The following is an 18,688-nucleotide window of genomic DNA, read 5'->3' as shown; positions in this document are numbered from 1 at the left end:
TTGCTTATAAATGTGTTATAATAGATAGAGTAGTGAAGTGTTTAATAAAGGATCGATCAGATGATTAAATTAATCGCAACGGATCTGGATGGCACCCTCTTGGACCGTCATAAGCAGATCCCTCCAGCTAATTTACAAGCCATTGAATATGCCAGACAGAAGGGGGTCCAAGTGGTCTTATGTACGGGTCGTCCCTACCGGGCAGTGGAACACCTGCTGGACCAGGTGAGGCGGAATCCAAGCCATGAGGATTATTTGATTCTCTTCAACGGGGCTATGATCCGCCGGGCCAGTGATGGGGCCATCCTTCACCAGGCAAGCCTAGACCTGGAGGACCTTAAGCGTTGGCAAGTAGTACTCGATGCCTTAGCCTTGCCCTTAAATGTTATTGACCAAGACTGGGTCTATGAGCCCTTGACCTACCCACCAGGTCGTGAGTCTTTCTATGTCTCCAAGGTGACCCAGGCACCCAGCCAAAGGGTTGATTTTAAAGCTTTTCCACCCGATCAAACCTTTCTCAAGTTTGTGATCACCATTGATTCAGACTACCTGCAAGACCAGATGCAAAAGCTGCCTGAAGACTTAACTGCGGATTATAGTGTCTGCTTGTCCCACCCCTTCCAGCTTGAAGTGATGGCCAAGGGAGTCGACAAGGGGCAGGCCTTGAGACACTTGGGGCAAACCCTGGATATTTCCTTAGACCAGATGATGGCTATTGGGGACCAGATGAATGACTTAACCATGATGACCCAAGCAGGTGTTGGGGTGGCGATGGGCAATGCCGTCAGTGAACTGAAACAAGTTGCCGATTATGTGACAGGGGACCATAACCAAGATGGGGTGGCCCAGGCGATCTATCATTATCTCGATTAAGGAGTGAGACCATGGGATTATTTGACCGAATTAAGCGTGCTTTTACAGGGGAAGACAAGGTGGTCAAGGATCAAGACCTCGACCCGAAAGAAGCGATTGTCCTTGACAAGTATGAGCGCGGAATGGAGAAGACCCGCAAGTCCTTCTCTGAACGGATGAGTGACTTATTTACAGGCTGGCGGGAAATTGACGAAGACTTCTACGATGACCTGGAAGAAGCCTTGATTAGTGCCGATGTCGGCTTTGCCATGACCATGGCCTTGACCGATGCTATTCAAGAAGCGGTTGAAGAACGCAATGTCTATCAACCTGAGGCTGTTAAGCAAGTCATGCTGGAAGAGATGGTGGCGATATATGAGAAGGATGGGCAAGCGAGCCCTGCCCTGATCGAAAATCCGGATGGTCCTACTGTGATCTTGTTTGTCGGTGTCAATGGGGTTGGTAAGACCACCTCTGTTGGTAAGATCGGCTACAGCCTACAGCAGGCTGGCCATAAAGTCTTGATGGCAGCCGGTGACACCTTCCGGGCAGGAGCAGTCGAGCAGTTAAATGTTTGGGGACAACGATTAGATATTCCAGTCGTGACCGGAAGAGACCAGGGGGACCCCGCTTCAGTAGTCTATGATGCGGTCAAGAAGGCCAACGCTGAAGGCTATGACTACCTCTTGGTGGATACTGCCGGCCGCTTACATTCTAAGGCGAATTTGATGGCTGAACTAGCCAAGATGAAGCGGATTATTGAACGGGAGAATCCGAATGGCGTGCAAGAAGTTCTCCTCGTCTTGGATGCGACAACAGGGCAGAATGCCTTAATCCAAGCCAAGCAATTTAATGAAGCGACTGAGATTACCGGTCTGGTCTTGACGAAGTTAGACGGAACAGCCAAGGGTGGGGTGGTCCTATCCATCCGGCATGAATTAGATATTCCTGTTAAGTATATTGGCTTAGGGGAACAAGCCAGCGACCTGCAAGTGTTTGATGCAGAACATTACATGTATTCCCTTATCCGGGATCTCTTAGAAAAATAATAAAATGAGACCGTATTAGTGATTGAAAATACCACGATTTCAAGTTAAGATTAGGGATAAATCGTAGAGACACCAGTGGATGGTGCAGATTGAATGACTATGAATAATAGAGGGAGCCGACAAGATGAGTGAATTAGGAACGCGATTAAGAGAAGCGCGAGTGAATAAGGGTTACACCCTCAATACCCTTCAACAAATGACAAAAATTCAAAAGAAATACCTCCAAGCTTTAGAAGAGGGGAATTATGAGGAGGTACCGGGGAATTTCTATGTCCGGGCCTTTGTCAAGCAGTATGCGGATATGGTGGGCCTTGACGGCGACCTCTTGTTGCGTGAATATGCCGATGAATTAGAATTTCTAAATGCTCAAGACAAGAGGACCCAAGCGCCAGCTGACCAACCCCTCCCCAGTCGCGTGGCCATGCGGCATAGTGGTGAAGGGGATAACCGGTTGGAGATGATTCTTTCTTATATCCCGCTCTTTATCTTGACAGTGATTATCCTCTTAATTATCGTGATTCTAGCCTTTGCGATTCGTAAGGCTAATCAAGGGGACGTGGATTCGGATAACCAGCCAGTGACGGTCGCAACCAGCATTGTGGAATCAGTTGAACCGTCTTCCTTGGTTGAAGACTCTAACCAAGACGAGTCCGACCAAACAGAAAAAACGACCACCAGCCAAGAGATGATGGAAGGCATGGAACGGGTCGGGGATGCCATGATTCGCTTGGTTTCTGAACCAGGAAGCCTGAAGACTTATGAATTACAGGAGGATCCTGACCAGTACACCTTCGCGCTCGAGGCGGATGCCTTTGTTTGGTTCGGTGTCTACGAAGATGGCGTCATGGTGGTTGACCAAGCAGTGAATGCGGGCGAAAAATTTGAATACACACCAAGTAAACAAGCGCAAGAGATCCGACTCGATATGGGCTACCCTCAAGGTGGCAAATATAGCGTCAATGGTAAGACCTTACAAGTGGATTCTGCGGTTCCACTTTCACTTAAATTCGTTCGTACAAGTGGCGAAGACAGCCAATCGACAACGAAAGAAAGTCTGGATTTAGAAGAGACTACGACTACTGGTTACCAAGGGCCAGCAGTCTATGCGCCAGAAAGTGGGAATTAAGCCGTGAATATTGCCAATCAATTGACCTGCTTGCGAATCGCCATGATCCCTGTCTTCGTTCTCTTGATGTCCCTGCCCTTGGAATGGGGGACACTTGATCTTTTAGGTTCGCAGATTCCAGTTGCCTGGTTTGTGGCCGGCTTAGTCTTTGCCCTGGCTTCATTGACCGATTACTTAGATGGTTATCTGGCGCGGAAGCTGAATCTGGTTACCCCATTTGGGGTCTTTGCTGATCCGATGGCGGATAAGTTATTGGTCCTTGCTGCCTTGATTTTACTGGTTCAAGCCCAGGTGATTCCTGCTTGGATGGTGATTATCATTATCAGTCGCGAGCTCTTGGTCACTGGCCTCCGGGTCCTCTTGGCACGGGAGAACGGTCAAGTTCTGGCGGCAGCTTGGCCAGGTAAGGTTAAGACTTTCACCCAGATGTTTGCTATTCTCTTCTTTCTATGGAATGATTTAGGCTTTGCTTGGTTACCTTTCTCCATAGCCAAAGTCTTACTCTGGGTCTGCTTGGCCTTTACAATTTATTCAGGCGTTCTTTACTTCTACCATGGGCGCTTTGTCTTTAGGTCAAAAGCTTAAATTGTCTGCAATCTCGGTCTAGCTGGGATTGCTTTTCTTTTGCAACGATTAGCGCTTATTCGCTAGCAAGTGTGTACTTACTTAAGGAGGATTAGGATGCGAGCAGAAATCATTGCGGTGGGGAGTGAACTATTAAGGGGTCAAATAATGAATACGGATGCTTATGAGATTGCTAGACGGCTCAGCCAACTTGGCATCGACTGTCTCAACCAACAAGTCGTCGGCGATGACCGTCAAGCGATCAGCCAAGCCTTGAGTCTGGCCCACCAGCGAGCAGACTTGGTGATCTTAACCGGTGGTTTGGGACCAACCTTGGATGACTTGACCAAGGAGGTCCTGGCTGACTATCTCGGTGTGGACTTAGTCGTAAATACTTCTCAATGGGACTATATCCAATCCTATCTCAAGCAAAGAGGGCGTCTACCTAATGACCGTGACCAGCGCCAGGCCTGGACTTTTGCCGGGGGACACTGCTTCACAACCCAGCAGGGTTTAGCTTGTGGCAGCCTCTATCAGGCCGGGGCGACGACTTTCATCTGCTTGCCGGGACCTCCCCAAGAATTAATCAGTCTCCTTGACCTTTCGGTCATTCCTTACCTGCAAGACCAAGTCGACCTGGAGGAGACCCAGGCGATCTTAACTTTGAATTTTGCTGGACTGGGGGAGAGTCAGGTGATGCAGGCTTTGAGACCTTGGAGTGAGCATATAGACAATCCAGTTCTGGGGATTTATGCCAAGCCCTTGCATATTCAAGTGACCCTCCGAGCCAAGGGAACCAGTCAAGCTGCTTGTCAGCAGGTAAACCAGAGGCTTGCCCAGGAGATTATTCAAGCACTCCAACCCTATTATCTGGGGCAGGGGGACCAAGTGAGTCTGGCTTCCCATGTCTTGGCCCGCTTTAAAGATCGAGAATGGACCTTGGCTACCTGTGAGAGCTTAACGGGGGGCGGCTTGGCCAGTGAATTGACCGCTGTTGCGGGTGCGTCGCAAGTGGTAAAGGCGGGTTTTGTCGTTTATCAAGTCGCAAGTAAAGTTGATCTATTAGGGATTGACCCTGACTTGATCGAACAAGAATCGGTCTATAGCCATGCTTGTGCCCAAGCCATGGCGCAAAAGGCCTTAAATCAAGCGGGAACCGATTATGCGGTAAGCTTAACGGGCGTGGCGGGTCCAGGTCCCGACCAAGGCCATCCAGCTGGAGAAGTCTATATTGCTATCGCCAGCCGCCATCAACCCGTCCAATCCCAGGTCTATCTTTTTCCAGCTAGGTCGCGGGCTTATATTCGTCAAATGTCCGTCCAGCAGGCCCTTTGGCAGCTGATTCAAGTTCTCGGGTCCAGCTGTGAAGAATAATCGAACAATCGTTCGCTTATTGCTTGAAATCTTGATTCTGACCTGATAAACTAAACCATGTACAAGAATGGAGGATGAATATGGTAGATGAGAATCGTCAAAAAGCGCTGGATAAGGCGCTAAAAGATATTGAAAAGAATTATGGTAAGGGCGCGATTATGCGGCTAGGTGACCAGACGACCCTTGATATTGCCACGGTTCCTTCAGGGTCTTTGGCCTTGGATGTGGCCCTGGGTATTGGCGGTTACCCCCGTGGCCGGATTATTGAATGTTATGGACCTGAATCTTCAGGTAAGACGACGGTTGCCTTACACGCGATTGCCTCTGTTCAAAAGCAGGGTGGGATTGCGGCCTTTATTGATGCGGAGCATGCCCTAGATCCAAAATACGCGGCTAATTTAGGGGTGAATATTAACGACCTTCTGCTCTCCCAACCGGATACGGGGGAACAGGGCTTAGAGATTGCGGATGCTTTGGTCTCTTCAGGGGCTGTGGACATTATTGTGGTGGACTCTGTTGCGGCTCTTGTCCCACGTTCGGAAATTGAAGGGGATATGGGGGCTTCGCATGTCGGTTTACAAGCCCGCTTGATGTCTCAAGCCATGCGGAAGTTATCTGGTTCAATTAGTAAGACCAAGACCATCGCCTTCTTTATCAACCAAATTCGTGAGAAGGTAGGGGTGATGTTTGGAAATCCAGAGACCACGCCGGGTGGACGGGCCTTGAAGTTCTATTCATCCATTCGTCTAGAGGTTCGCCGTGTGGAGACCCTCAAGAATAAGGGGGAAGCCTACGGGAACCGGACCAAGATTAAGATTGTCAAGAATAAGATGGCTCCTCCTTTCAAGGAAGCCTTGGTGGATATTGTCTATGGTGAGGGTATCTCGCAAACGGGCGAATTAATCGATATGGCCGCTGATGTGGATATTATTAATAAGGCAGGTTCTTGGTACTCTTACCAGGACGAGCGAATCGGTCAAGGACGGGAGAATGTCAAGGAATACCTGGATGACCATCCAAATCTCCGTCAAGAGATTGAGCGCTTAGTCCGCCAGCACTACCAAATGCCCCTTGAGGACGACGAATCGCCACAGCCGGCTCAAGCCGAACAATTATCCATGACCGACGACTAAGAGAATTAGCCTCTTTATCAGAAACGACCAGATAGTTAAACAAAAAAGAAAGACCGAATGAACTTTCCTAACCAGTTAGGAGGTCCTGTTAAGGTGGAAGGACTTGCGTGACGGGACTGAGCAATGCCTGCGACAGGGGCTTTTGCTATGGGATGGTACAATCGGTCTTTTTAATTTGGCGTGCCTGTCAAGCGGAGACTTTTAAGTTCGTTTATCCATCCAACACTCACTGGCTATCCCAAGAGGCATCCCATCTCATTCGTTCAATTCTTGAAACTAAGGGTGGTTGACACTTTAGCTTTTTAAAAAAATTCCTGTTCAAGCATGCAAATGACTGGTCAAGGGTGTAGAATGAAGGCATGGAGGTGTAAAAATGATTTCAATTGACTCGCTACAAGTTGCTTATGGAGATAAGGAAGTCTTGAATATTAACCAGCCCATTCGCTTTAAGTCAGGGGAGAAGATTGGGATTATCGGATCCAATGGGGCCGGTAAGTCAACGCTCATTAAGGCCATCTTAGGCCTCATTCCTTACAAAGGACACATTCAAAGAGACGTTCATCACTCCCAGATGGCCGTTCATATGCAATTTAATAATTATTCGACCAGTGTCAAAACCCGCGATATTATTCAAATGGTGGCCAACAGCAAGATTGAAGAAGACCCCAAGCTGCAGGAACTCATTGACTTCTTTGATTTTTCCAAGTTATTAAATAAGACATTTAAGCAACTATCAGGGGGTGAGAAGCAGAAATTAACGCTGATTCTGGTGATGTGGCAGGACGCTCCCTTAACTATCTTCGATGAGGTGACCACAGGCTTAGACTTTGTGACCCGGCAGATGCTGATGGATAAGATCGTGGACTACTACCACGATAAGACGACTACGGTTCTCCTGGTCAGTCATTATTATGAAGAGTTAGAAAATATCTGTGACCAATTGCTTTATTTACACCAAGGAGATGTCCTCTTCTACGGCAATAAGAAAGACCTCTTCCAGACCTATTGTACCCCTTCTGTCATCTTGATGGATGACAATGAGACCACCCAACAACTAGTCGGTCCTAAGGACCGGATTACCAGCATGCCAAATAAATTAGCAGCTGGAATCAACGACAAAAATCAAGAGAAACAATTGGTCGAGGCCTTGATTGATGCTGACCAGGCCTTTGAAAGGGTTAATGATTCTATTGAACTGACGGTCTTAAATGCCTTAGAAAAGGAGGGCTATCATGAATAAGCATATCTTCAATTATGAAATGAAATTGGTCCTGACCAATTATTCCTGTGTCTTTTTTGGCCTCGTCTTTCCCTTATTGATGGGGGCTTTAGTGGTGATGATGCTTAATGTCCAAGTGCCTGAACCTTTTCGAGAGCCAGCCAAGCAGAGTGTCTTATTCACGATGAATATTATTTCGCCTCTGTCCATCTTTTTAGTCGGTCACGCCACGATAACGGCTAAGGATATGGAAGAGGGGGTCTATGACCGGTTGGAGCTCTTCTCGATCAAGCAATTTACCCTGGCGCGCTACAAATTTCTGGCCTATTTCTTGTTTTTCCTCGTCTGTAATTTGATCTATTTCACGGTCATGGTGTGGGTCTTTGATATTCCGGCATCTGTCATTGAAATCTTACGCCATCTTGGCTATGTGACCCTCTTAAATATCGGCTGTTTCTTTATCGCTTATGCTATCTGCCTCTTTACCAAGAAATACTCCATCTCCTTTGCTATCACGATGGCCATTTATTTCGCCATCATGATCTTTAGCGGTATGATGGGGATTCGGGTAGAAGATATGCCTGAAGGACTCCAGAAGATTGTTTCGATCTTACCAACGAGTCATTTCTCGTCCTACGACTATCTCAAGGAAATTCAAACAGGGACGATTAACGCCTCTTTCCTCATTGGACTCCTGGTCTTGGTTGGCTTGTCCATGGCCTTGATGGCCTTAGCCATCTTCAAACAGCGTCGTAAAAATGCCTAGTTACAAGGCTTCACCAGGTTGGCACTTCCAATCGGGCTTGGTGGCCTTGTTAGAGGGCAAAGAAGGCTTTTCGCTTTTAATCCTCTTTTGCGAATAAGGAAGAATTATTTGACACATCTTCGTAATAAACGTATTATTAAGGGTGTGGATTACCACATTCATTATATTTGTTTATAATTAATTTAAAATATAGATACGGAGGTGACTCTAATGGACTTAATGTCTTTCGCCTTCGCTATCGTTGCTTTAATCCTAGGATTTGGTATTGGCTATTTTGTAAGAAAGAAATCAGACGAGAAGAATTTAGCAGGAGCTAAAGCAAATGCTGAAGCCATTGTTGAAGATGCGATTTCTCAAGCCCAAACGCTCAAGCGAGAAGCTTTGTTTGAAGCGAAGGAAGAAAATATTCAGTACCGAAATGAAATTGAATTGGAACTAAAAGATCGACGGCAAGAAGCCACGCGATTTGAGAACCGTCTGATTCAAAAAGAAGAGAATCTAGAGAAGAAGAGTAATACCCTAGATAATCGTGAAAGTCTCTTAGAAACGAAGGAAGCCGATTTCCTGAAGCGGCAGGACCAATTAGCCGAGGAAGAAGGCCGGATTGCCCAATTAATTGAAGAGCAAGAGGCTGCCCTGGTGAAGACGTCCATGTTATCACGTGAGGATGCCAAGGAAATTATTTTGAAGCAAACAGAAGAATCCTTGTCAAATGAGATCGCTGTGATGGTGCGTGATGCGGATCAGAAGGCCAAGGAAGAGGCCGATCGGAATGCCAAGAACGTCATTCTGCAAGCCATCCAGCGCAGTGCAACCGATCTGGTGGCGGATAATTCGGTCTCAGTCGTGCATTTGCCTAATGATGATATGAAGGGTCGAATTATCGGTCGTGAAGGACGTAATATTCGCTCACTTGAGAGTCTGACAGGAATTGATTTGATTGTGGATGATACTCCTGAAACAGTCGTGATCAGTGGTTTTGATCCTATTCGGCGACAAATTGCGAAACTTGCCTTAGAGAAGTTAATCCAAGATGGTCGTATTCACCCCGCACGCATTGAAGAAATGGTTGAACGTGCGCGTAAGGAAATGGATGAGAAGATCCGTGAAGTGGGTGAAGAAGCGGTCTTTGAAGTAGGCATTCATTCGATCCATCCTGACTTGATTAAGATCATTGGCCGCTTGGCTTATCGGACTTCTTATGGCCAGAATGTTCTCAATCACTCAATTGAAGTTGCTAAATTGGCAGGTGTCATGGCCGGTGAATTGAACGAGAATGTAGCGCTTGCTAAGCGTGCAGGCTTACTGCATGACATCGGTAAGGCCCTTGACCAAGAGATCGAAGGATCTCACGTTGAGATTGGGGCTGAAATTGCGAACCGGTATAAGGAATCCGCCCTGGTGGTAAATGCGATTGCTTCCCACCATGGGGACACTCGACCAACTTCTGTGATTGCTGAATTGGTTGCAGCAGCGGATGCCTTGTCAGCAGCTCGACCAGGTGCACGGAGTGAATCACTCGAGAATTACATTCGTCGACTTCAACAATTGGAAGAAATTGCTAACGATCATCAAGGGGTTACCCAATCTTATGCGATCCAAGCTGGACGTGAAGTTCGGGTCATTGTTGCACCCGACAAGATCAATGATGCGCAAGCAGCCGTCCTCGCACGCGATGTGAAGAAGCGGATCGAAGAGGAAATGCAATATCCAGGTAATATTAAAGTAACGGTAATACGCGAAACGCGAGCAGTTGAATATGCTAAATAAAGAAAAAACTAGGACGGATGTCCTAGTTTTTTTTGTATAGGCCCTATTCCCCCGCATAAGTATATTGGTATTCGTAAACTCTCAGCAAATTATTCTTAGGATCGGTCTTGACCTTGAAGACAAAATGGTGATCACGGTGGTCTTTAGACCGTGTTCGGGGCAGGATGAAGTAATTCAGTTGGCCAGCTGCCATGGTTCGAAGGAGGTCATCTTCAATAAAAACGAGGGGAACGGAAAGGGTAGAGTAGCGGTAATAATCTTCTTCAAATTGGCGGTAATTATCGCTGAAATAGTCAAATTGAATCGTATTCTGTTGAAAATGGTGGGCTTCCATGCGCTGACTCCTTTCCCTGGTTACTCTGGATGTAATGATATTGTATAACGAACAAACGTTCGTGTCAATTCGCGATGAATATTGATTTCTAGTAAGCTTTTTATTTGTAAGCGGATTCAGTAAATGTTATCATTAAATTGTTATAAGAATCTCATGATGATTAAAGGGAAGGAGGGCAGTAAATGGCTTAAATAGATTGATCGAATCATAGTTTATAGGTTCTTACTATTTAAAAAAATGAATTGTTTTTTTATGAAAAAGATGATGTTAAAGATAGCCATGAATTAATTAAGGGGGAAGATTATGTTAAATAAGACAAAAGAATCGGATCCGAAATTATATCAGATTGTAATGAATGAGCTTGCGCGTCAGAAGGAAAATATTGAAATGATTGCCTCAGAGAGTACTGTCCCCATTGAAATTATGGAATTGTCAGGATCTATCTTTACGAATAAGACTTTAGAGGGATATCCAGGCAAACGTTATCAGCAGGGAAGTGAAAATGCAGATGATCTAGAGCTTGAAGCAATCAAGCGAGCTAAAGAATTATTTAATTGTGAACATGCTAATATCCAACCCTATTCAGGAACGACAGCCAATTATTCTGTATATGCCAGTATTTTAGAAGCTGGAGATACTGTTTTATCAATGCAATTAGATCAGGGAGGACATTTGTCACACGGATCTAAGGCAAATTTTATGCATAATTTTTTTAATTTCGTTCATTATCCTTTAAGCGAACAAACCGAGCAAATAGACTATGACCAGCTTGAAGTCTTAGCAAAAGAACATCAACCTAAATTAATTATTGCGGGTGGGTCTGCTTATCCTCGGTTAATTGATTATGAAAGAATATCACAGATTGCTAAAGAAACGGGTGCTTACTTTATGGTTGATGCTGCCCATATAATTGGACTCGTTGCTGCTGGTGTTATTCCTTCACCTGTCCCTTACGCCGATTTTGTTACCGCATCAACAACTAAGACTTTCTCTGGACCTCGTTCAGGTATTATTTTATGTAAGGAGGAGCATGCTAAGAAAGTTGATCGAGGTGTATTTCCTGGAGCGCTAGGATCCATGCATCTTCATACAATGGCTGCTAAATGCTGGTTGTTTAATTACTGTAAAACAGATCATTATCAATCAATTATGTCTCAAGTACTCAAGAACGCTAAAGCTTTAGGTGAACGACTTGAAGAATTAGATTTTCGTCTTGTTGGTGGTGGAACAGATACACATTTATTACTGGTAGACTTACGATCAAAAAATATTTCAGGTAAAGAATTAGATGAGACATTAAATCGGATTGGCATCACAGTTAATAAGAACCAAATTCCATCAGATCCTTTGGGACCTAATGAAACGAGTGGTATCCGAATTGGAGTAACAGCGACCACTCAAAGAGGTATGAAAGAAAATGAAATGAGAGATATTGCAGATATTTTCAATCAAGCAACCATTCATTTTAAAGAGGATACAAAATTAGAAGAATTAGAAGAGAGAGTCAAAGATCTTTCGAGTCGATTCCCACTTTATTCTGAAGATGACTTAAAGTATCTAATGCAGTAAGTGATTAAAAGAAAGGAGATACTATGTTAGAAGCAAATATTATTGAAAGTAGAGGACTTCAGCTCTTATCCATCCTTGAGAGACCAGAACCTCAAAAAGATAACAAGACACTTGTCTTTTTCTGCCATGGCTTTGTGGGTCATAAAATCACGCCTCATCGTATGATACCGAAAATCCATCATCAACTCGTTGATAGAGGTTACACTGTTTGTCGAACAGATTGTGTTGGTTCAGGTGATAGTCAGGGTGATTATTCATATATGACGATACCCGGACAAGTCGAAGATTATTTAGCAGTGATTAATAGTTTAAAATCTCAAGTCAAATGGGAGAAGTTGATTTTACTAGGATATAGTATGGGTGGAACGACTTCAACCCTTTTAAGTCATCATGTTAAACCAGATGGATTAGTTTTATGGTCCCCTGTATCAAATCCACTGTGGAATTTTCATCACATTTTAGGATCAGATCTCTTTCAGGCTGGAATGTCCGGTCAAGACATTTCGATTGACGCAGATGAAGTCAGCCCAAACTTTTTTGAGAATATTGATGAGCTGTTACCTTTAGAGATTATCAAGCAAGCAGAGTTTCCAATTCGAATTATTCATGGTACTTGTGATGAAGATGTCTTGCCAATTAACGGTTGGCTATACAATTTCTATGCTAAGGATGGTAAGGTCCACTTCGTTGAAGGAGCAGGGCATACATATGAAAAGATTCAATATCAGAAGGAGCTTTTTGACTATACGATGAAGTTTATACAGGAAATATAGATAAGGAGCGATAGAAATGAATGCAACATTAGAAAATATTGCTAGCAAGATATGGGACATGCCGTTAATTTTTCTAATATTGGGTGTTAGTGTGTATTTTTCTATTTTAATGAAGTTTCCACAATTTACTCAATTTAAGGAAATGTTTCGGTTATTGAAAGAAAGAGGAGAATCAGAGCAGGGTCTATCTCCATTCCAATCTTTTATATTTACTGCTGCTCGGACCGTAGGTGTAGGGAATATAGCGGGTATGGCTACCGGTATTTATTTTGGTGGACCAGGAGCTATTTTTTGGCTATGGGTTCTTGCACTATTCGGTTCGAGTGTTGCTATTATTGAAGGGACTCTGGCCCAAACCTACAAAAAAGTGATCAATAATGAATATAAGAGTGGACCTGCTAACTATATGGCGGAAGGTTTTTCAAACCCCAAAATTGGTAAGGTTTTTGCGATTCTCTATTCAATTATTACCACCATTTCTTTAACGTTTTTGATGTCTGGGGTTCAATCTTATTATATCGTCGAGGGATTGCATGAAGCATTTAAAATACCAACCCTTCCATTAGCGATTGTATTTACAGTTATTTTAGGGATTGTCATCTTTGGTGGATTAAAGAGGATGGGAAGAACAGCACAAAAAATTTCACCGATTGCTGGTTTACTTTATGTTGTAATGTCACTTATTGTGATCTTGCTAAATATTACAAAACTTCCTGAAGTTGTGGGACTGATTTTCCGGTCAGCATTTGGTAATGACGCAATTTTTGGTGCCATGCTAGGAAGTGCTTTACAGTGGGGGATTCGTCGAGGTGTCCATGCAAATGAGATTGGAATTGGAACATCAGCAATTACTTCTGCTACTTCACAGGTTAAACACCCTGCCCAACAAGGATTGCTTGGTGGAATGAGTGTTTATATTGGAACACTCTTTGTCTGCACAACTACGACTTTTATGATTTTAATGACTGGAACATATAACGTTGTGAATCCTTCAGGACAGGTTGTTTTTGAAGGGGTTAAAGGTTTAAAATATGGAAATCCATTTGTGGCTGAAGCAATCCAGTCGGTCATCCCTATTCCAAATATTGGGAATATCTTTGTAGCACTCGCGATCTTAGTTTTTGCCTTCGTGGCTTTGACAGCTTTTTATCTTTATGCGGAAAGTAGTTTCTCATATATCATTGGGGATAATAAGACTGCCTTTACCATTCTAAAAATTTGTTTCTTAGGCGCTGTATTTGGAGGGACACTAGTCGTCTCCGATACAATATGGGCCCTCGCCGATATTGGGAATGGTTTGATGGCCTGGACAAATATTTTGGCACTCCTATTTGTAGGACATAAGGGAGCCAAAATTGTTGGTGATTATATAACAAAGCGAAGACAAGGAGAATCCGAGCCAGAATTTGATCCTGATCAAGTCGGAATTGATTCGGACACCGTCATTTGGAAGAAAGAGAACTCTAGATAGTTTCTTATTAGGATAAAATAATATCAAATGAGAGTACGCTATGGGTTAATCAAAAGTTGTAAAAAAGTTTAAAATAAATGAGTTAATCATTATATGAAATTGATCTAGAGACCAAAACACCGAATGTGTGATCCTAGGAAGTCAAAAGGGTATTCTTACCTATAGCCAATGATGCTTATGATGTAGATGGTAGGGACCTCCTGGTACCACCTCGCTTTGGGTGGACCTTCTTCAGTGAACCAACATTCGGTGTGTCTTGTTCTTAAAAATTTAAATTTTAAAATATCCCTAAAAGCAAAACGAAACCCCTCCCAGCTTGGAGAGGGGTTCTATTTGATGGTTGGAATGATTCACCCACCTGTTGAATGTTGCTTCCTGTTATATACTCATTTGCTAGCCCGCCTTGATTGGGGGAAGGCAGAGAGTTTTAGAGGAGGTTGGCGGTTTTGAGTTTTTCTATGACTTGGGTCACATGATGGTTAGTGCGGACGGTCATCTGGGGATTCTGCCGGGCTAAATAACCGAGACCAGTGGTCACCACATGGCCGAGGTAGTCCATCTGAGTGAACTTGGCCAGGGCAACCAGGGGACCGACCAGGTCTTCCAAACTATCAGGCGGGGTGGAGGCTTGGTTAAGGACCGTCTCCTTGGCTGAGCAAGTGAAGGATACGATCAATTTCTTGCCCACCAGGGGACCTCTCCCTTGTTCGATCCCATGTGAGAAACCAAATTGGAAGACTTCTTCAAGCCACCGCTGGAGGTCGGAAGGGATTCCATACCAGAAGATAGGAAATTGTAAGATTAAGTAGTCCGTTTGTGTCAGCCGGGCTTGTTCTCTGGCACGGTCGATTTGATAATCAGGGTATTCCTGAGCGAGGCAGACACAGTCTAAGTCTGGTATTTGTTGGCAGAGTCCCTGGACAATGGCTAAAGTAGCCTTGGAATCTTCCATTAGGTAGGGGTGTCCGACGATGAGTAAGCCTTTTGACATGGGGTGCTCCTTTCATAAATCCCGCCTGACTCACAAAAAGGAGGAGGAGTACAGCTGGCAACTCCTCCTGGTACAATGGACCGGTTGATTAAATCAGATCAGATGCGTGTAATGCGCGGTCAATCTATAATTCTTTCGGTTCGTATTCGACTTCGCCTTCTTCAGAAATCTCAAAATCCGATTGTTCAAATTGGTTGAAATGGTTGGTCGTGGTTCCAACATTAATCTCGAGGTATTGTGTGTCATCTGAATAGGTAAAGACAAATTGTAAACTCTTTAATAAGTAAGTCTCCTTATCAAAGGAAATGAACATCCCTTTCGAGAGTTGATCGGGTGAGATCCCTGTGACTGAGAGGTCGTAATGGGGCTGCATGGCTGAGAAGAGGTCAACGTCCTGGTTATTATTAACGATAATGTAGAGGTCGTCATGCTCATAGACTGAGAAATCATCCGAGATAGCAACAATTGTGTCAATTAATCGGTGGAAATCAGGGTCCATTTGGTAATTTCTACTTCCATCCGTGTAATCTTCCTTTTTTTGCCAATCGGGATTGTCTGAATCGCGTGTATAGAGGGCTTTAACGTTCGTTGGGAGTAAGAGGTCTTGAGTGAACTTATTTTGTTCATTTTCTTCTTGGATTTTGAAAATGTAACCACCTTGGAGGTTCAAATGATCATCGTAGAGCAAATCCATGAACGCGTTGGCGACTTTTTGTTTTTTAGCTTCACCATTTTCTACCTTAATGGTTAGTTTATTTTCGAGTGTGACAGACCGAACCTCCTGGTTCGCTGCCTGGACTTCCTTCATTAGGTCGGCCATGGGCAGGTCACTTTCAGGCAGGTCGACATCTATATTCTTCTGGTCTGTCGCTTCTTGGCTTGTTGATTCTTCAACCGCTGCTTCCTGCTGAGCATGGGCCAGGGTGTGACCACTTAAACTAGCAAGTAGGGTCAGAATGGTGAGGGATTTCAAGAGTTTTAGTTTTTTCATGGCGAGGGCCTCCTTTAGGATAGGATCGGTGAATCAGTGCTTAAGGTCCGGATTTGGGCCATCTATTCTTGACTCGTTTCTTCTTGACTGGCTTCTTGATCAGCTTCTTCTTGATCTGTTTCTTCTAGACTTGATTCTTCTTGGTCCACTTCTTCTTGATCTATTTCTTCTTGACCAGGTTCCGATTGGTCCATTTGATAATCGGAGGCGTTCAGTTTGTCCCATTCACTCATGATGGCAACGGCCGACATCTCTAGACTGGAACTGCCATCGTCATAGGTCATGACGAACATGAGGTCTTCGAATAAGAGGGTGTCTTTATTAATGGAGAGGAAGACTCCTTGATGGAAGGCCTCTGGCTCCATTCCAGTTAATTGAAGGTCAAAGTGGGGTTGGAGGACGTGGAAGAGGTCTGCATCCTGGTCTTTAGTAATTAAGATGTAAGAGTTGGCATCTTCATAGAGGGTATAGTAGGACTCTAATTCTAAGAGGTCTGCTAAGAGGTGATGATAATTAGGGGTCAGGAAGTATTGGTCTTGGTCTGTGTATTCAGTGCTGTCTTTCTCCCATTCTTCTTCATTAAAGCGGGTGTAGATTGTCTTCTCGTTGGTTGGCATCAGTTGCTCCCGGATCATTTGCTCGCCATTTTGATCATAAAGTGAGTAAATATAGGCACCATCTACTTGGCCCTCCTCACCATAAATGGCTTCCATGACCGCTTTTTGATTGAAGAGATCTTCTTCCCCTTCCTGGGAAACTTTGGAATCTAATTCAATTTCTTGAACTACAGACTGAACAGACTGGTTGGCTTGAATGATATCATCCATGAGGTCTTCCAGTGAGGCCTCACTTTCGATCAGGTCCAAGCCTTCCTCATTGGTGACTGAGGTGTCTTCAGTAGCTTGATCTTCTTGAGCATGGGTCAAGGGAGGGCAGAGGAAATTAGCGAACAGGGCGGCGAGGGTCAATTTCTTGAGAAAAGTCATCTTGTTCATTATGTCCACTCCTTTATATTGAACTTAATGTCAGTTTAATGGAAGATTTTACGGGATACAATTGATATGCTTAAAAGCGGAAACGGTGTTACAAACTAAAGGCCAAAAAGACCGAATGGGTTACTCCCCATTCGGTCTTTGTTGCTAGTCCAAGCGTCGATCCTGCCTAATTAGAAGGGTGTCCAAGATCGCTTTTATTTAAAAACAGGATTCAGCCTTATTCAATGAATTGCTTCCCTTGAGGGAAATATTAAAGTAAGTCTTGACCCGTTAAGGCACGTCCGGTCCATAATTTCAAGACGTCGACACCTGGTGCCATGATTTGGCTGGCATAGGCATCACGAAGGAGGCGTTCAATGGCATTGGCCTTGTTATAAGACTTGCCACCTCCGACCCGCATGGCAATCCGTGCCGCCTCGATGGCACCTTCAGAAGCGAAGACGCGGGCTGAAAAGACTCTTGGAACAGCATCTTCATCACCATTGACAATCGCTTCGGCAGCATCGCGGGTTGCTGCCCGAGCTGCATTCGCAAGGTTGTAGATGTCAGCCAGGTGAATTTGGACTGTTTCTAAGTTTGCTAGCGATTTACCATCTGGATACTTGCGGCTGGTGGTGTGGTGGCTGGCTTCTTGGAAGAGACTCATGCTGAGGCCAGAGTAGACCGCTGCTAATCCCAGAACGAAAGGCACTGCGACATCGGTGAAGACTTGGTCTTGACCAGAGCCAGGGGCACCGACCCGCCATGAGTGATCAAGGATGGTGTCAACATTCATTGGAGCAGAGGCATTTCCACGCATACCCAAACCGTTCCATTCAGCCATTTCGAAGCTCACGCCCTCTGATTCGATTGGAACCACCCAGTTATCAATGGCGCCTTCTTGTTCAGCAGGAGCTAGCACTAAATAGTAAGAGGCATTCTCAGCGGAGGTAACCATGGATTTGCGGCCAGTTAAGTGGACTTTCCCTTCTAAGAATTCGGCTTTCATTTCAGGAATATAGAAGTGAGTTCCAGTTCCTGCTTCACTATAAGCTAGGGCTAAGAAGTGGTTGTTGTCCATTACGTCGCGGCAGATCTTCTCAACCAGTTCATCGCTGCCATTATTGACAACAACATTTAAGGCCACGTTGTGCATCATATAGCAGAGCCCCACACTTGCGGAGGCTTGTGAGAAGGCCATGCAGACTTCAGCATGTTCCTTGTAGGTTAAGCCCTTGCCACCGAACTGAGTCGGAACGAAGAGTTGTAAGAATCCTGCCTTGCCAATTTCAGCGAAGACTTCCTTGGGAAACTCTTTGCTTTCATCAATTTCCTTGGCAATCGGATCAATATGTTCCTGGGCAAAGGCTAAGGCTTCTTGATAAATGGTGGTCATATAACATACTCCTTTTCATAATAATAGCGATAATCTGAGGTCGACTACATGGCAATCTTAGCATATCGATCAGGGTCCAACAACGCTTTCATTTATAGGGAATAATAAGAAATTGATTCACTTTTTATCAATTATCACTATAAGGTACGGTCAATATGTGGTCTTAATTAGAGGTTAATGGCTACATCATTAGATCCGGCCTTGTTCTTGAATAAGAAATAGATAAATAAAAATTTTTAATAAGTATCAAAGTCATCCAGCTTAGCGAGTCAACTTCTTGAAGGCCATTTAGGATTGTGCTAAATTCAAGTCAGCATGTCAGAATTTAGGAGGAAA

The 18,688-nt window shown here is 44.4% G+C and carries 17 protein-coding genes; 12 read left to right on the top strand and 5 right to left on the bottom strand.

Annotation, left to right across the window (positions count from 1 at the left end):
* Positions 1–60: 60 nt before the first annotated feature.
* From HMPREF9708_RS00220 to rny, 9 genes are all read left to right on the top strand, one after another.
* Positions 61–873 carry a Cof-type HAD-IIB family hydrolase gene (locus HMPREF9708_RS00220; protein WP_006307899.1) on the top strand — a complete coding sequence of 271 codons (813 nt, stop codon included), beginning with the start codon at positions 61–63 and terminating at the stop codon, positions 871–873.
* Positions 874–884: 11 nt separating this feature from the next.
* The gene (gene ftsY, locus HMPREF9708_RS00215) at positions 885–1,901 is read left to right on the top strand and encodes a signal recognition particle-docking protein FtsY (RefSeq protein WP_006307897.1); all 1,017 of its coding nucleotides are present in this window, start codon (positions 885–887) and stop codon (positions 1,899–1,901) included.
* 124 nt (positions 1,902–2,025) lie between these two features.
* Positions 2,026–3,027, top strand: coding sequence for a helix-turn-helix domain-containing protein (locus HMPREF9708_RS00210; RefSeq protein WP_006307893.1), 1,002 nt, complete (start codon positions 2,026–2,028; stop codon positions 3,025–3,027).
* Between the two features lie 3 nt (positions 3,028–3,030).
* On the top strand, positions 3,031–3,612 hold the full coding sequence (pgsA, locus tag HMPREF9708_RS00205; protein ID WP_006307891.1) for a CDP-diacylglycerol--glycerol-3-phosphate 3-phosphatidyltransferase: 582 nt from the start codon (positions 3,031–3,033) through the stop codon (positions 3,610–3,612).
* Between the two features lie 96 nt (positions 3,613–3,708).
* Positions 3,709–4,965 carry a competence/damage-inducible protein A gene (locus tag HMPREF9708_RS00200; protein ID WP_006307889.1) on the top strand — a complete coding sequence of 419 codons (1,257 nt, stop codon included), beginning with the start codon at positions 3,709–3,711 and terminating at the stop codon, positions 4,963–4,965.
* A gap of 80 nt (positions 4,966–5,045) precedes the next feature.
* Positions 5,046–6,098 carry a recombinase RecA gene (recA, locus tag HMPREF9708_RS00195; protein WP_006307883.1) on the top strand — a complete coding sequence of 351 codons (1,053 nt, stop codon included), beginning with the start codon at positions 5,046–5,048 and terminating at the stop codon, positions 6,096–6,098.
* A 373-nt stretch (positions 6,099–6,471) separates the two neighbouring features.
* Positions 6,472–7,338, top strand: coding sequence for an ATP-binding cassette domain-containing protein (locus HMPREF9708_RS00190; RefSeq protein WP_006307882.1), 867 nt, complete (start codon positions 6,472–6,474; stop codon positions 7,336–7,338).
* Positions 7,331–8,083 (top strand): ABC transporter permease, encoded by a 753-nt coding sequence (locus HMPREF9708_RS00185; RefSeq protein WP_006307881.1) that lies wholly within the window; start codon positions 7,331–7,333, stop codon positions 8,081–8,083. Before HMPREF9708_RS00190 ends, HMPREF9708_RS00185 begins: the two co-directional genes overlap by 8 nt.
* Positions 8,084–8,293: 210 nt before the next feature.
* Positions 8,294–9,853, top strand: a complete 1,560-nt coding sequence (rny, locus tag HMPREF9708_RS00180) for a ribonuclease Y (protein WP_006307880.1) — start codon at positions 8,294–8,296, stop codon at positions 9,851–9,853.
* Positions 9,854–9,896: 43 nt separating this feature from the next.
* Here rny and HMPREF9708_RS00175 read toward each other — a convergent pair whose 3' ends face one another.
* Entirely contained in the window at positions 9,897–10,187 is a 291-nt protein-coding gene (locus HMPREF9708_RS00175) for a DUF5960 family protein (RefSeq protein WP_006307879.1), read from the bottom strand.
* Between the two features lie 303 nt (positions 10,188–10,490).
* Here HMPREF9708_RS00175 and HMPREF9708_RS00170 point away from each other — a divergent pair, with 303 nt between their 5' ends.
* The 3 genes from HMPREF9708_RS00170 to HMPREF9708_RS00160 are packed head-to-tail and all read left to right on the top strand — an operon-like array spanning position 10,491 to position 14,000.
* Positions 10,491–11,756 carry a serine hydroxymethyltransferase gene (locus HMPREF9708_RS00170; protein ID WP_006307877.1) on the top strand — a complete coding sequence of 422 codons (1,266 nt, stop codon included), beginning with the start codon at positions 10,491–10,493 and terminating at the stop codon, positions 11,754–11,756.
* Positions 11,757–11,779: 23 nt separating this feature from the next.
* Complete coding sequence (locus HMPREF9708_RS00165; RefSeq protein WP_006307875.1) at positions 11,780–12,529, top strand: alpha/beta hydrolase; 750 nt, start codon at positions 11,780–11,782, stop codon at positions 12,527–12,529.
* Positions 12,530–12,545: 16 nt separating this feature from the next.
* Entirely contained in the window at positions 12,546–14,000 is a 1,455-nt protein-coding gene (locus tag HMPREF9708_RS00160; protein WP_006307874.1) for an alanine/glycine:cation symporter family protein, read from the top strand.
* A gap of 427 nt (positions 14,001–14,427) precedes the next feature.
* Here the strand turns inward: HMPREF9708_RS00160 and HMPREF9708_RS00155 are convergent, their stop codons facing one another.
* The 4 genes from HMPREF9708_RS00155 to HMPREF9708_RS00140 form a co-directional block, all read right to left on the bottom strand.
* Positions 14,428–14,991 carry an NAD(P)H-dependent oxidoreductase gene (locus tag HMPREF9708_RS00155; RefSeq protein WP_006307872.1) on the bottom strand — a complete coding sequence of 188 codons (564 nt, stop codon included), beginning with the start codon at positions 14,989–14,991 and terminating at the stop codon, positions 14,428–14,430.
* A 124-nt stretch (positions 14,992–15,115) separates the two neighbouring features.
* A complete protein-coding gene (locus HMPREF9708_RS00150; RefSeq protein ID WP_006307870.1) occupies positions 15,116–15,982 on the bottom strand; it encodes a hypothetical protein in 867 nt (288 codons plus the stop codon).
* A 62-nt stretch (positions 15,983–16,044) separates the two neighbouring features.
* Positions 16,045–16,977, bottom strand: a complete 933-nt coding sequence (locus tag HMPREF9708_RS00145; RefSeq protein WP_006307868.1) for a hypothetical protein — start codon at positions 16,975–16,977, stop codon at positions 16,045–16,047.
* Positions 16,978–17,227: 250 nt separating this feature from the next.
* On the bottom strand, positions 17,228–18,352 hold the full coding sequence (locus HMPREF9708_RS00140; protein WP_006307866.1) for an acyl-CoA dehydrogenase family protein: 1,125 nt from the start codon (positions 18,350–18,352) through the stop codon (positions 17,228–17,230).
* Positions 18,353–18,688: the final 336 nt, after the last annotated feature.

The sequence above is a fragment of the Facklamia languida CCUG 37842 genome (genome assembly GCF_000245795.1).
GTDB classification, from domain to species: Bacteria; Bacillota; Bacilli; order Lactobacillales; family Aerococcaceae; genus Facklamia; species Facklamia languida.
The sequence above is the reverse complement of the archived record's forward strand: the minus strand, read 5'-3'. Positions and strand labels throughout refer to the sequence as shown.